The following is a 13,805-nucleotide window of genomic DNA, read 5'->3' as shown; positions in this document are numbered from 1 at the left end:
AACCTCCGCTGATGCTCGCACGCATCGGCGCCCTGCTGACCACCTTCGCGCTGACGGCGATGCCCGTCGCCTCGGCCGATTCCGACGCTTTCGACCTGCAGGCACACCGCGGCGGGCGGGGCGAGACCACCGAGGAATCGCTGCGCGCGTTCACCAAGGCCATCGAACTCGGCGTCACCACACTGGAACTCGACATCGTCCTCGCCAAGGACGGCGCACCCATGGTGTGGCACGACCCGGCCATCCAGTCCGACAAGTGCGCCGACACCGGCCCCGCCTTCGCCGGCGACCCGCAATACCCCTACGTCGGCAAGCTCGTGCACGACCTCACGCGGGCCCAGCTGCACACGCTGAACTGCGGCAAGCTGCTCAGCGGATTCCCGGGCGCCGAAGTGGTGAGCGGAAACAAGATCGCCACTCTCGATCAGGTCTTCGCGCTCGCGGACTCACACCACGCCGCCGTCCGGTACAACATCGAGACCAAGATCGAAGCCGACAAGCCCGAAACCTCCGCCACGCCACAGCAATTCGTCGACGTCATCCTCGGCGCCGGGCGGGCCGCCGGCAAGATCGACAAGGTCGAGATCCAGAGCTTCGACTGGCGCACCCTGCCACTGGTGCGCCAACAGGAACCCGGTATCCCACTGGTGGCCCTGTGGGACGAGACGACATGGGTGCCGAACTCGGCGTGGACGGCGGACGTGAACCCGGCGGTGGTCACCGACCCGGTCGCCGGGGCGGCGTCGGTCGGTGCGAACATCCTGTCCCCCGGCTACTCGGTGCCCTACGGGCTCACCCCGAAGGATCCGGGGTTCGCGCTGGTCGCCGACCGGGCGTTCATCGACCGGGCACATGCGCGTGGGCTCAAGGTGATTCCGTGGACGATCAACGACCCCGACACCATGCGGGCGCAGATCGCGGCCGGCGCCGACGGCATCATCACCGACTACCCGAGCCGACTGCGGGCAGTGGAGTCCGAGCTGGGCATGCCGCTGCCGAAGGCCTACCGCTAACCGAAGAACTCCGCGGCGTCGTCGTAACGGCTCTGCGGCACGAGCTTCAATTGCCGCACCGCGTCGGCCAACGGCACCCGGCCGATCTCCTGGCCCCGCAACGACACCATCATCCCGTACTCCCCCGCGTGTGCGGCGTCGGCGGCGTTGATCCCGAACCGGGTGGCCAGCACCCGGTCGTGGGGTGTCGGCGTGCCGCCGCGCTGCACGTGGCCGAGCACGGTGGTGCGGACTTCCTTCCGGATCCGCTTCTCGATCTCGATGGCCAACTGCTGGGCGACCCCGGTGAACTTCACATGCCCGAATTCGTCAATTCCGCCGTCGCGCAACTGCATTGAGCCCTCGGCCGGCCGTGCGCCCTCGGCGACGACGCAGATGAAGTGCGAATCACCGCGGACGAAGCGCTGTTTCACCAGCCGGCACACCTCTTCGACGTCGAACGGCTGTTCCGGGATCAGGGTCATATGGGCGCCGGCGGCCATGCCGGCACCCAGCGCGATCCAGCCCGCATGCCGTCCCATCACCTCCACGAGCATCACCCGCTGGTGCGATTCGGCGGTGCTGTGCAGCCGGTCGATGGCCTCGGTGGCGATCATCAGCGCCGTGTCGTGGCCGAAAGTGACGTCGGTGCAGTCGATGTCGTTGTCGATGGTCTTGGGCACCCCCACGACGGGGACGTTCTCCTCGGCCAGCCAGTGCGCCGCGGTCAGCGTGCCCTCACCGCCGATCGGGATCAGCACGTCGATGCCGTTGTCCTCGAGCGTCTGTTTGATCTGGTCCAGCCCGGCCCGCAGCTTGTCGGGGTTGACGCGTGCGGTGCCCAGCATGGTGCCGCCCTTGGCGAGCAGCCGGTCGTTGCGGTCGTCGTTCCTGAGCTGTTCGCGACGGTTCTCGAGCAGGCCGCGCCAGCCGTCCCGGAACCCGACGACCGTCGAGCCGTACCGGACGTCGCAGGTCCGCACCACCGCCCGGATCACCGCATTCAAGCCAGGACAGTCACCGCCACCGGTCAGCACGCCTATCCGCATGCCCCCCATACTGCCCGCTCGCGGGTTCTCGTTCTCGTCGAACGCGCGGCCGGCTCGCCGCTAGAGCGCCGTGGGCAGGGCGCCGCGCGCGGCTTCGTAGGCCGCGCCGACGCGGTACAGCCGGTCGTCGGCCAGCGCCGGCGCCATGATCTGCAGACCGACCGGCAGGTTGTCGTCGGGCGACAGACCCGACGGGACCGACATGCCGCAGTGGCCGGCCAGGTTCAGCGGCAGCGTGCACAGGTCGAACAGGTACATCGCCAGCGGATCGTCGACCTTCTCCCCCAGCCCGAACGCGGTGGTCGGGGTCGTCGGGGTGACGAGCACGTCGACCTTCTCGTACGCCCGGTCCAGGTCGCGGGCGATCAGGGTGCGCACGCGCTGGGCCTGGTTGTAGTAGGCGTCGTAGTAGCCCGAGGACAGGGCGTAGGTGCCGATCATGATGCGGCGCTTGACTTCCGGGCCGAAGCCGGCGGCGCGGGTCAGCGCCATGACCTCTTCGGCGCTGTGGGTGCCGTCGTCGCCGACCCGCAGGCCGTAGCGCATCGCGTCGAAGCGCGCGAGGTTCGAGGACACCTCGGACGGCAGGATCAGGTAGTAGGCCGCCAGCGAGTAGTCGAAGTGTGGGCAGTCGACCTCGGTGATCTCGGCGCCGAGCTCGGTCAGCTGGTCCACCGCGGTGTTGAACGACGACAGCACGCCGGGTTGGTAGCCCTCACCGGTGTGCAGCTGCTTGACCACACCGATCCGGACGCCCTTGAGGTCACCGGTCGCGCCGGTGCGGGCCGCACCCACGACGTCGGGCACGGCAGCGTCGACCGAAGTCGAATCGCGCGGGTCGTGGCCGGCGATCACCTGGTGCAGCAGCGCGGTGTCGAGCACCGTGCGCGCGCACGGTCCGCCCTGGTCCAGCGACGACGCGCAGGCGATCAGGCCGTACCGCGAGACGGTGCCGTAGGTGGGCTTGACGCCGACGGTCGCGGTCAGCGCGGCAGGCTGGCGGATCGAGCCACCGGTGTCGGTGCCGATCGCCAGTGGCGCCTGGAATGCCGCGAGCGCCGCGGCGCTACCGCCACCGGAACCGCCCGGAACCCGGTTGACGTCCCACGGGTTGCGGGTCGGGCCGTAGGCCGAATTCTCGGTGGACGACCCCATGGCGAACTCGTCCATGTTGGTCTTGCCGAGGATCGGGATGCCGGCCGCGCGCAGCCGTGCGGTGACAGTCGCGTCGTAGGGCGACCGCCAGCCCTCCAGGATCTTCGAGCCGGCCGTGGTCGGCGCGTCAGTGGTGGTGAAAACGTCCTTGAGCGCCAACGGAACTCCGGCGAGCGGCGATGCCAGCGGCTCGCCCGCCGCCACCTGCTTGTCGACGGCGGCGGCAGCGGCCAGCGCCTCCTGGGCACCCACGTGCAGGAAGGCGTGGTAGGTGTCGTCGGTGGCGGCGATCTGGTCCAGGTGCGCCTGGGTGACCTCGGTGGCCGACACGTCGCCGGCGGCGATCTTCTCGCCGAGCGTGGCCGCGTCGAAACGGATCAGGTCGCTCACTCTGCTTCTCCCAAGATGCGGGGCACGGCGAACCGGCCCTCCTCGGCCCGCGGGGCCTCCGCCAGCGCCTGATCCTGCGCCAGGCTGGGCGCCTCGACGTCGGGCCGGGTGATGTTGACCTCTTTGAGCGGATTGCCGGTCGCCTCGATACCGGTGACGTCGACGGCCTGAATCTTGCCGACGTGCGCCAGGATGGCATCGAGCTGGCCTGCGAAACTGTCCAGCTCGCCCTCGGTCAGGGCGAGCCGGGCCAGATTCGCCAGATGGGCGACATCGTCCCGGGAAATCTTCGACACGTCTAAACACCCTAGTGGGAGGCGGGACGGACACAGCCACGGGGAATGTATTCGTGACACGCGCCGCACCTGCCCGTCCTGCCATGGCCACGCCGCTGTGCCACAGTTGTCGCGTGTCCTCCTATCTGCTGCGGGTTCAGCTCGAAGACCGCCCCGGTAGCCTCGGCTCCCTCGCGGTGGCCCTCGGCTCGGTGGGTGCCGACATCCTGTCGCTCGACGTCGTCGAGCGCGGTCCGGGTTACGCCGTCGACGACCTGGTGGTCGAGCTGCCGCTCGGGTCCATGCCAGACGCCCTGATCACCGCCGCCGAGGCCCTAAAGGGCGTGTACGTGGACAGCATTCGGCCCCACACCGGGCTGCTCGAGGCCCATCGCGAACTGGAACTCATCGACCATGTGGCGGCCGCCAAGGGCAAGGCCGCCCGGCTCCAGACACTTGCCGACGAAGCACCGCGCGTGCTGCGGGTCGGGTGGTGCGTCGTCGTGGCCGGCGGCAAGGACGGTGTGCTGCCCCATCGCATCACCGGCAGCCCGGGTGCGCCCGAGACGCTCGCGGACTCCGCGCCGTGGCTGCCGCTGGAGCACGCCGCCGCCCTGGACGCCACCGGCGATTGGGTACCGCAGTTCTGGCGGGACATCGACACCACGCTGGCCGCCGCGCCGTTGGGCGACCCCCACACCGCGATCATGCTGGGCCGCCCGGGCGGGCCGGCCTTCCGCCCGTCGGAAGTCGCGCGGCTCGGATACCTCGCCGGCATCGTCGCGACCATCGTGCGCTGACCGGCACGTTCACAGCCACTTCACCTGCGCGAATGCGGTTGCGGAAGCGCCGGGACTGCTAGCGTGAGCCCACATCTCACTGGAGGGCACGCGTGAGCACTTTCCTGATCGTCGTCGGCGTCCTGCTGATGATCGCCGCGATCGTCGTCGTGGTGCTCGCCTTCACCCGGGCCAAGAAGCCCACAACCACCGGCGCCCGCCAGGACCCGCTGAAGTCCGGTGAGATGCCGGTCTTCGGACCCAAACAGCTCGGTCCCGGCGCGATCGTCAGCTACGGCGGCGTCGACTACGTGGTGCGCGGCTCGGTGACCTACCGCGAGGGGCCGTTCATCTGGTGGGAGCACCTGCTGGAAGGCGGTCAGGGCGAACCGATCTGGTTCAGCGTCGAAGAGGACGAGGGACGGCTGGAACTCGCGTTCTGGACCAAGCGGCCCGACCTGGCGTTGCAGCCCATCGGCCCGCTCACCATCGACGGCGTGCAGTACAACGAGGTCGAGACCGGTGACGCCCAGTACACCTCCGAGGGCACGACGGGCCTGCCCGAGCACGGCCAGATGAACTACGTCGACTACGCCGGCGCCGGCCGCGCCGCGCTGCTGAGTTTCGAGCAGTGGTCGCCGAACTCGCCGTGGGAGGTGTCGACCGGCAAGGTCATGTCGCCCGGTGAGCTCACGGTGTACCCCGCTCCCCCCGCCGGCTCGTAGGTCGGTGCCATGACCCGGGGCAAGATGCTGATTCTCGCCGGGGTGCTCGCGGTCGCGTCGGTGATCTGCCTGGCGATCGGCATCAGCACCGCCCGCACCATCCAGTCGTACGTCAAAGACCGCTATCAGAACGTCGGCTACAACACCTACCGCTGCAGCGGATCGCCGAGCGCCGTCGCCGACGATCTCGCCCGGGCCCACCGCCCCGAGGCGCGCGCCACCGATCGCGGCAACTACTACCTGCGCTACAGCGACTCCATCGCCATCGTGGGCGCGGGCTCTGGGCAGGCGTGCACCATCCGGCTGGAGAACCTCAACTCGGGCTACAACCACGGCAGCTATGTATTTCTCGGTCCCGGGTTCAGCCCGGGATCGCCGTCACACAGTTCCGGCGGCAGCTCGGGCGGACCGGGCGGCGTCAAGTGACCACATCAATACCGAGGAGACCCCGATGAACCTGGCCGCCATCGACTTCGGCACCGTCCACACCGACGCCATCATCCAGAACGTGGTCGCCTCGGTGCTGTACTTCCTCGTGGGAGTGCTGGTGTTGGCCGCCGGCTTCGTCATGGTCGACGTGCTGACCCCGGGCAAGCTACGCCGCCAGGTCTTCGTCGAGCGGCGGCCCAACGCGGTCGCGGTCACCGCCGCGATGGACGTCGCGCTGGCCGCCATCATCATCACCGCGATCCACTCGAGCTCCGACCGGCTCGGGCAGGGCTTGATCGACACGGTGATCTACGGGCTGATCGGCGTCGCCCTGCAGGGCCTGGCCCTGGTGGCCGTGGAGTTGTTGGCGCCCGGGCACTTCCGCAACGACATCCACGCCGAGGAGTTCCATCCCGCCGCCGTCGCCGTCGCGGTGGTGCTGTTGGCAGTCGGCGGTATCAACGCCGCCGCCCTCACCTGATGGTCACCGCGGCTACCGCGGTCACTTCGGGTTCCGAGCCGGTCATCGGAACCCGTTGGCGCGCGCTGCTTCTGGCGGCCGTCGCGGCATGCGCAGCGTGCGGCATCGTCTATGAGCTTGCGCTGCTGACACTCTCGACGAGCCTCAACGGCGGCGGCGTCGTGTCGACGTCGCTGATCGTCGCGGGCTACGTGGCGGCCCTGGGCGTGGGCGGGCTGCTGGCCAAGGCACTGCTGGCACGTGCGGCCATCAGTTTCATCGCGGTGGAGACGGCCCTGGGTGTGGTGGGTGGCCTGTCCGCGACGGTGCTCTACGTGACGTTCGCGTTCCTCGGCGACTCCGATTGGGTGCTCGGCGTCGCGACGGCGCTCATCGGCGGGCTGGTCGGCGCGGAAGTGCCACTGCTGATGACGCTGCTGCAGCGAGGCCGGGTCACCGGAGCCACCGACGCCGGCCGCGTGCTGGCCAACCTCAACGCAGCCGACTACCTGGGCGCGCTGCTGGGCGGCCTGGCGTGGCCCTTTCTGGTGCTGCCGTATATGGGCATGATCCGCGGTGCGGCGGCCACCGGGATGATCAACTTGGCTGCCGCAGCGGTGGTTTCGGTATTCCTGCTGCGCCGCATCCTGAGCCGGCGGGAATTCGTCGCCGCGCTGAGCGCTCTGGTACTGGCGTTCGCGGTACTGGCCACGCTGATGGCGTCCGCCGACGGTATCGAGACGACGTCGCGGCAGCGGTTGTACGCCGACCCGATCGTGGCCTACCAGCATTCGGCCTATCAGGAGATCGTGGTGACCCGCCGCGGCGACGACACCCGGCTGTATCTCGATGGCGGACTGCAGTTCTCGACGCGCGACGAGTACCGCTACACCGAATCGCTGGTGTACCCGGCGTTGGGCGCGGGTGCGCGGTCGGTGCTGGTGATCGGTGGCGGTGACGGCCTGGCGGCGCGGGAACTGTTGCGCCAGAAGGGCATCGACCGCATCGTCCAGGTCGAGCTCGATCCGGCGGTGGTGGCGGTGGCACGTACCAAGCTGCGTGACGCCAACGCGGGCGCGCTCGACGATCCCCGCGTCCGGCTGATTCTCGACGACGCGATGATCTGGCTACGGGTGCCGCACCCGGACGCCGTGCCGCCCGGCGGATTCGACGCCGTCATCGTCGACCTGCCCGACCCCGACAACCCGGTGCTCGGCCGGTTGTACTCCACCGAGTTCTACAGCCTCGCCGCCCGGGTCCTGGCACCCCAGGGACTGCTGGTGGTGCAGTCCGGCAGCCCCTACTCGACGCCGGTCGCGTTCTGGCGCACGGTATCCACCATCGCGTCGGCCGGTCTCGCGGTGACGCCCTACCACGTGGAGGTGCCGACGTTCGGCGACTGGGGTTTCACGCTGGCCCGCCGCGGTCCCCTGCCGCCCGTGCCGATGGTGCCCAAAGACGCTCCGCCGCTTCGGTTCCTCAATCAGCAGGTGCTCGACGCCGCCACGGTGTTCGCGCCCGACACTGCGCCGCAGCACCTGCCGCCGTCGACGCTGGAACATCCGCTGATCGTCGACGACATGCGGCGCGGCTACCGGTAGCGCACCGAACCGACGAGAACGGCGGCCAGAACCGCACTGACCGCATGACGCGCCAACCCCAGTCCACCGGCCGCACTCGCGTTGGTCAGCAGGAACGCCACCGCGGCACCCAGTGGACGCGTCAGGACGAAACAGCCCCAGAAACACACCGCCGACATTCGGCGCGACGGGCGGCACACCACTACCAGACCGCCGATCAGCGCAGCCCACAGCACGACCTGCAGCAACGGGTGCGGCAACATCGGAGCCGGCGTCATATGGGTGAGCGCAGTCCCGATTGCGAACGCCGACAGCGCAATTGCCCAGAACCAGCCTTCGGCGCGACGGCTGTCGGCAGCGATCAGCGTCGCCAGTCCCACCTGCGCATGAGCCAGCGACAGCAGTCCGGCCCCACCAACGAGGCACACGACGGCGATGACCGGGTACCGCAGCCCCAGCGCGACGTGCAGCCCGTTGGCGATCTCCGTGCCGACGGCACAGGCGGCCAGCATGGCGGACCAGAGCGCCCACGGCCGCAGTCGGTCACGACTCAGCTGAACCGCCAGCGCTGTTGCCAACGCCGCGACGAGGAGCGTCGTCGCGATCCAGCGGCCGAGGTGGTCGTACAGGTAATCCGGCCAGAACACCGATGCCGCGGTGACCAATGTCTTGCTCACCCAGAATCGGGTATTGATTTCCGGGATTCTGCGGGACATCGGCGCCGCCGTCGAACTCAGAGCGCGTCCGGCCCCTCCGCCAGCAACCGCCGGAAGCCGTCCTCGTCGAGAATCGGCACGCCGAGCTCAACGGCCTTGTCGTACTTGGATCCTGGCGCGTCGCCGGCCACCACATAGGCGGTCTTCTTCGACACCGAACCGGCCGCCTTGCCGCCACGAACCAGGATCGCCTCCTTGGCCTCGTCCCGCGAGAACCCCGTCAGCGAGCCCGTCACCACGATCGACAGGCCCTCCAGGTTCCGCTCGATGCTGGCGTCGCGTTCGTCGGCCATCCGCACGCCTGCGGCCCGCCACTTGTCGACGATGACGCGGTGCCAGTCGACGGTGAACCAGTCGATCACGGCGGCGGCGATGGTCGGACCGACGCCCTCGACGGCAGCCAGCCGTTCCTCGGAGGCTTCGGTAATCGCTTGCAGATCACCGAATTCCGCGGCCAGCGCCCGGGCCGCCGTCGGGCCGACGTGCCGGATGGACAGCGCCACCAGCACGCGCCACAGCGGCTGCTGCTTGGCCTTGCCGAGGTTGGCCAGCAGCCTGGCGCCGTTGGCCGAGAGCTCGCCCTTCTGGGTTTTGAACAGGTTGGTGCGCAACAGTTCGTCCGCCGTGAGCTCGAAGATGTCACCCTCATCGGTGATGACGCCGGCGGCCAGCAGCGCGGTGGCCGCCTCGTAGCCGAGACCCTCGATATCGAAGGCGCCCCGACCGGCGACGTGGAAGACCCGCTCGCGCAGCTGCGCGGGGCACGATCGGGTGTTGGGGCAACGGATGTCGGCGTCGCCCTCCTTCGACGGCGCCAGCGTGCTGCCACACTCCGGACAGGTTGCAGGCATGACGAATTCGCGTTCGGTGCCGTCCCGCAGATCGACGACCGGGCCGAGCACCTCTGGGATGACGTCGCCGGCCTTGCGGATCACCACGGTGTCGCCGATCAGCACGCCCTTGCGCTTCACTTCGGTCGCGTTGTGCAGCGTCGCGAGCCCGACCGTCGACCCTGCCACGGTGACGGGCTCCATGTACGCGAACGGGGTGACGCGGCCGGTGCGGCCCACGCTCACGCGGATGTCGAGCAGCTTGGTGGTGACTTCCTCGGGCGGGTACTTGTAGGCGATGGCCCACCGCGGCGCGCGGCTGGTGGCGCCGAGGCGGCGCTGCAGCGTGCGGTCGTCCAATTTGACCACCAGACCGTCGATTTCGTGATCGACGTCGTGGCGGTGCTCGCCCCAGTACGCGACGCGTTCGGCCACTGCCGCGATTCCGGTGACGCGGGTGGTGTGGTCGGACACCGGCAGGCCCCAGGCCTTCAGCGCGCGGTAGGCGTCGTGCAGCGACGCCGGCTCGAAACCCTCGGTGAGGCCCAGCCCATGGCAGATCATGTGCAACCGGCGGCGGGCGGTGACGGCCGGATTCTTCTGCCGCAACGACCCGGCGGCGCTGTTGCGCGGATTGGCGAACGGCGCCTTGCCCTCCTCGACCAGGCTGGCGTTGAGCGCCGCGAAATCCTCGACGCGGAAGTACACCTCACCGCGAACCTCCAGCACCGCCGGCACCGGGAATTCGTCGGTGCCCGTCAGCTGCTCGGGGACGTCGGTGATGGTGCGGGCGTTGAGCGTGACGTCCTCACCCGTGCGGCCGTCCCCGCGGGTGGCGCCGCGGACCAGCTTGCCGTCGCGGTACACCAGCGCCAGCGCGACGCCGTCGACCTTGAGCTCGCAGAGGTACTCGAGGTCGCTGCCCAGCTCGTTGGTGAGCCGCGCGGCCCAGGCCGTCAGCTCATCGGTGTTGAAGGCGTTGTCGAGCGACAGCATCCGCTCCAGGTGCTGCGCCTCGCCGAACTCGGTCGCGAACCCGGCGCCGCCGACCAGCTGCGTCGGTGAATCCGGCGTCCGCAGCTCGGGGTACCGCTCTTCGATCTCCTGCAGTTCACCCAGCAGCTTGTCGAACTCACCGTCGGAGATGATCGGTGCGTCCTTGACGTAGTAGCGGAACTGGTGACCGCGGACCTCCTCGGCCAGTTCCTGCCATTGCCGGCGCACGTCGGGATCGGGTGAGCTCACCCGGTAAGGCTAGCGAAGGGCTGTGACATCAGGCCGCGATGATCCCCGCCGACGTCCCGCACGCCACCAGGACCGTGCAGGCAGCCACTGGCGCGGGGTCCTCGGTACCGACCAGCGGCGGCAGCGGTGGCAGGAAGATCGGCACGAGGCTGGCCCCCGTGACCCCGGTCAGCCTGGCGACGACCTGCGCGACGGCGTTCGTCGCCGCATAAGTCAGGCTGCCGACCAGCTGCACGGGCACCGTCATCGCCTGTGCCAGCGGGCTGATGACGAAGATGTTCTTCTCGGCGACCGACCGCAACTGCGCCGTCACCTGCTGGAACGCCTGGTTGAGGAAGTAGGGCACGGACGCGGCGACGGTGCGCACGCCGAGCGTCAGGTCGGTGCCGATGTTGGGGTACCCGTACTTGCCGATGACGTCCAGCACGGCGGCCCGCAGTGCCGCGTCGTCGTCGATCGGCGTGACGGTGCTGCCGCCGGGGCCCGTGATCGAGACGCCGTCGGACTTGGGCGCCGGTGTGCCGCCGAACAACGTCACGACCGTCGGCGTGACGTCCACGATCTGGTATTTGAGGTTGACGCCACCGGCGGTGAACAGATCGGGGTTGTTGGCGATGACGAAAGTCGATGTCTCGTTGGGTGATTGGAACCCATGGCCGAAGCCCTTGCTGTCCTGGTGACCATGGTCGGTGACGACGATGACGGTCCACTGCTCACCGGTCGCCGCTTCCCAGTCGTTGACCGACTGCATGATCTCGCCGATGTTGCGGTCGACGTTCCGCACCGCCTCGGCGTAAGCCGTGGACGCGCCGCCGTAGTTGTGCCCGTTCTCGTCGACGCCGACGAAGTAGCTGAACACGAAGTTCGGCTTGTCGGGGTCGGCGGCGGCGATCGCGGCCTCGGTTGCGTCGCCGACGGCGTCGTCGGTGAGCGACCAGTTCGAGTCGCCCGCGATGTGCGAGATGTTGACGACGTGGTCGGCGCCGACCGAACCCGACACGGCGATGGCCGAGATGACGTCCCAGTTCGCGATCGCCGTGGTCTGGATGCCGGGATTGAACGTCTCCAGTTGGTTGAACACCGTCGGAAACCGGTTGTAGACGGCTGGATTGAAGATGTTGTTGATGACGCCGGTCCTCTCACCCCAGACGCCGGTGAGGATGGCGGTCCATGACGGATTGCTGATCGTGGTGTGCCCGACGATGCTCGCAGGCGCCGTGGTGCCGCCCTGCATGAGCTGGAAGAAGTTGGCGTTGGCCGGGTCGGCCAGCACCCGGCTCAGATTGGTGCCATCGACGCCGATCACCAGCACATTGGGCGTGGTGTCAGCGAGCGTCGAAACCGACTGCGGCGCAGCGGCGCTGGTTGGCTTGAGGGTCTTGCGTTCCAGTTCGTCGCGCACCGCGGCGAGGGCCACCAGCACCGATGTCGAGCTGAGTGGCGATACCGGCGCCTGCAGCGACCGCAGGGCCCTGGTGAGTTTGGCGATGGGATCTGTCGATACCGCGGCCACCTTGACCGTGGGCTGCGCGGAGCTCGCTTGCGTCGAGATCGCGGCGGTGACTGTCGGCGTGCCGGCAGTCGTGGCCGCGGCCGTCGGGTGCTCTTCGCGGTTGAGGCCGGCGACGCGCGGCGGGGCTGTCCGCGGCGCGGGCTTGGTGCGCTCGGCGGCCTTCGTCTGGTTGGCGGCGGGCTGGTCAGCGGCGGGCTTGTCGGCTGTGGGCTTGTCGCGCTTCTTGTCCGGCTTTCCGGCCTGTTCCTCGTTGGCGGGTTTCGTCTTCGACTTGGCGGGCTTGCGCTGCTTTTTCGGCTTCTTGGCGGGAGCGGCTGCCGCCTGGGATGCCTGCGAGGTCGAGGAGGTCTGGGATGTCGATCCCGACCCTGCAGCTCCCGCCCCTGTGGTGTCAGCCCAGGCCGGGCAGTCGCTCCACCCCGCGAGCGCGGTTCCGATCCCCAGGGCGACCGCCAGTCCCCCGACCCGGCCAATGCATCTTCCCGCTGTCATCCGGAATGTATAACGCGCGACAATTATCGGCCGCACAGGAATCGCGAACCTGATGCACAGTCATCTCGAAGGTTGGGCACCCTCTGCCCCGCCGCGGGTTACCGTGGCAACGTGCCGCATCCGATCATGTTCGACGATGACGACCCCGGCCTGGCAGAGCTGCGCGCGGTCGCGCTGAGCTTCCCCGAGGCCTTCGAGAAGGTGTCGTGGGGCCGGCCGGTGTTCTGTGCGCCCAAGATGTTCGCGATGTACGGCGGCAATTCGAAGGCGACGGGCGAGATGGTCGCCTACCCGCATTCCCTGCTGGTCAAGGTCGACGAGTCCGACCGCGCAGCACTGGAACAGGATTCGCGCTTCTACTACCCCGCCTACATGGGTCCGTCAGGCTGGCTCGGGCTGGATTTCACCGCGGCGAAGGTCGACTGGGACGAGGTCCGAGAACTGCTCGACGCATCGTTCCGGCTCGTCGCGACCAAGCGATTGATCAAGCTGCTCGACGCGCAATGAGGTAGGCCTGCGGCGTGGATTCGGCCGCGTCTTCGTCGGGTTGCCGGACCGTTTCCGCATAGACGCGAAACCCGCTGCCCGACAACAGGTCTGCGACGAACTCGGGCCGCCGGCGGATGAACGTCAGGTCCACCGACTCGCCGTCGAAGTCCGTCAGCACCCGGGGCTCATCACCGACCTGAAATGCCAACAGCAGCACCCCGCCCGGCGACAGGACCCGGTGAAACTCGGCGAAGACCCGCGGCAGGTGCGCGTCTGGGACGTGGATGATCGAGTACCAGGCACAGAGCCCGCCGACGCTGCCCTTGGCCACGTCGAGGTCGAGCATCGACCCGACGCGGAACTCCAGAGCCGGATTGTGCTGCCGCGCCTGCGCGATCATGTTGGGAGACAGATCGATTCCGGTGACGTCGAGGCCCGCCGCCGCGAGTGCCGCAGTGGCCACACCGGTGCCGCAGCCCACGTCCAGCACGCCGGCCCCGCGGTCCACCAGTTCGGCGAACGCGCCGATCATGGCCCGGTCCACCGGCCGGTCGTCGAGATGGTCTTGGAACCGAGCGACGTAGTGCGCGGCCGCACGGTCGTAGCCGTCGCGGGTCGTGGCCAGGAAATCGGGCATCGGCCAACGGTACGCGGGAATGCCGACACGGTCGGCCGGACGCGCGGCT

General features: G+C 68.9%; 14 protein-coding genes. 7 read left to right on the top strand and 7 right to left on the bottom strand.

Annotated elements, in window-relative coordinates:
• Nucleotides 1-11: 11 nt before the first annotated feature.
• On the top strand, nt 12-1,013 hold the full coding sequence (locus tag ACJH6I_RS17525; RefSeq protein ID WP_406784347.1) for a glycerophosphodiester phosphodiesterase family protein: 1,002 nt from the start codon (nt 12-14) through the stop codon (nt 1,011-1,013).
• Here ACJH6I_RS17525 and ACJH6I_RS17520 read toward each other — a convergent pair.
• The 3 genes from ACJH6I_RS17520 to gatC are packed head-to-tail and all read right to left on the bottom strand — an operon-like array spanning nt 1,010 to nt 3,882.
• Nucleotides 1,010-2,041, bottom strand: a complete 1,032-nt coding sequence (locus tag ACJH6I_RS17520) for an ATP-dependent 6-phosphofructokinase (RefSeq protein ID WP_226521541.1) — start codon at nt 2,039-2,041, stop codon at nt 1,010-1,012. The genes ACJH6I_RS17525 and ACJH6I_RS17520 overlap by 4 nt on opposite strands.
• Before the next feature lie 60 nt (nt 2,042-2,101).
• Nucleotides 2,102-3,586 carry an Asp-tRNA(Asn)/Glu-tRNA(Gln) amidotransferase subunit GatA gene (gene gatA / locus ACJH6I_RS17515; RefSeq protein ID WP_226521540.1) on the bottom strand — a complete coding sequence of 495 codons (1,485 nt, stop codon included), beginning with the start codon at nt 3,584-3,586 and terminating at the stop codon, nt 2,102-2,104.
• The gene (gene gatC, locus ACJH6I_RS17510) at nt 3,583-3,882 is read right to left on the bottom strand and encodes an Asp-tRNA(Asn)/Glu-tRNA(Gln) amidotransferase subunit GatC (RefSeq protein ID WP_138248752.1); all 300 of its coding nucleotides are present in this window, start codon (nt 3,880-3,882) and stop codon (nt 3,583-3,585) included. The genes gatA and gatC overlap by 4 nt, the downstream gene beginning before the upstream one ends.
• A gap of 113 nt (nt 3,883-3,995) precedes the next feature.
• Here gatC and ACJH6I_RS17505 point away from each other — a divergent pair, with 113 nt between their 5' ends.
• From ACJH6I_RS17505 to ACJH6I_RS17485, 5 genes are all read left to right on the top strand, one after another.
• The gene (locus ACJH6I_RS17505; protein ID WP_064857670.1) at nt 3,996-4,661 is read left to right on the top strand and encodes a hypothetical protein; all 666 of its coding nucleotides are present in this window, start codon (nt 3,996-3,998) and stop codon (nt 4,659-4,661) included.
• A 92-nt stretch (nt 4,662-4,753) separates the two neighbouring features.
• Nucleotides 4,754-5,365 carry a DUF4178 domain-containing protein gene (locus ACJH6I_RS17500; RefSeq protein ID WP_226521539.1) on the top strand — a complete coding sequence of 204 codons (612 nt, stop codon included), beginning with the start codon at nt 4,754-4,756 and terminating at the stop codon, nt 5,363-5,365.
• Nucleotides 5,366-5,374: 9 nt separating this feature from the next.
• Entirely contained in the window at nt 5,375-5,791 is a 417-nt protein-coding gene (locus ACJH6I_RS17495) for a DUF4247 domain-containing protein (RefSeq protein WP_293019175.1), read from the top strand.
• A 25-nt stretch (nt 5,792-5,816) separates the two neighbouring features.
• On the top strand, nt 5,817-6,275 hold the full coding sequence (locus ACJH6I_RS17490) for a DUF350 domain-containing protein (RefSeq protein WP_293019173.1): 459 nt from the start codon (nt 5,817-5,819) through the stop codon (nt 6,273-6,275).
• Nucleotides 6,275-7,855 carry a polyamine aminopropyltransferase gene (locus tag ACJH6I_RS17485; RefSeq protein ID WP_293019171.1) on the top strand — a complete coding sequence of 527 codons (1,581 nt, stop codon included), beginning with the start codon at nt 6,275-6,277 and terminating at the stop codon, nt 7,853-7,855. Before ACJH6I_RS17490 ends, ACJH6I_RS17485 begins: the two co-directional genes overlap by 1 nt.
• Here ACJH6I_RS17485 and ACJH6I_RS17480 read toward each other — a convergent pair.
• Genes ACJH6I_RS17480 through ACJH6I_RS17470 form a run of 3 tightly spaced genes read right to left on the bottom strand, consistent with a single transcriptional unit; the run spans nt 7,846 to nt 12,630 of the window.
• A complete protein-coding gene (locus ACJH6I_RS17480) occupies nt 7,846-8,511 on the bottom strand; it encodes a hypothetical protein (RefSeq protein ID WP_406784346.1) in 666 nt (221 codons plus the stop codon). The two genes, ACJH6I_RS17485 and ACJH6I_RS17480, sit on opposite strands and share 10 nt — an antisense overlap.
• A gap of 56 nt (nt 8,512-8,567) precedes the next feature.
• Entirely contained in the window at nt 8,568-10,625 is a 2,058-nt protein-coding gene (gene ligA / locus ACJH6I_RS17475) for an NAD-dependent DNA ligase LigA (protein ID WP_226521534.1), read from the bottom strand.
• Between the two features lie 28 nt (nt 10,626-10,653).
• The gene (locus ACJH6I_RS17470) at nt 10,654-12,630 is read right to left on the bottom strand and encodes an alkaline phosphatase family protein (RefSeq protein WP_406784345.1); all 1,977 of its coding nucleotides are present in this window, start codon (nt 12,628-12,630) and stop codon (nt 10,654-10,656) included.
• 111 nt (nt 12,631-12,741) lie between these two features.
• Between ACJH6I_RS17470 and ACJH6I_RS17465 the strand changes: the two genes are divergently transcribed.
• Nucleotides 12,742-13,137 (top strand): MmcQ/YjbR family DNA-binding protein, encoded by a 396-nt coding sequence (locus ACJH6I_RS17465; RefSeq protein ID WP_212811960.1) that lies wholly within the window; start codon nt 12,742-12,744, stop codon nt 13,135-13,137.
• Here the strand turns inward: ACJH6I_RS17465 and ACJH6I_RS17460 are convergent.
• On the bottom strand, nt 13,115-13,756 hold the full coding sequence (locus tag ACJH6I_RS17460) for a class I SAM-dependent DNA methyltransferase (protein ID WP_406784344.1): 642 nt from the start codon (nt 13,754-13,756) through the stop codon (nt 13,115-13,117). The genes ACJH6I_RS17465 and ACJH6I_RS17460 overlap by 23 nt on opposite strands.
• Nucleotides 13,757-13,805 lie beyond the last annotated feature (49 nt).

Origin of the sequence: Mycobacterium sp. SMC-13 (assembly GCF_045311035.1) — a bacterium.
GTDB lineage: Bacteria > Actinomycetota > Actinomycetes > Mycobacteriales > Mycobacteriaceae > Mycobacterium.
The sequence above is the reverse complement of the archived record's forward strand: the minus strand, read 5'-3'. Positions and strand labels throughout refer to the sequence as shown.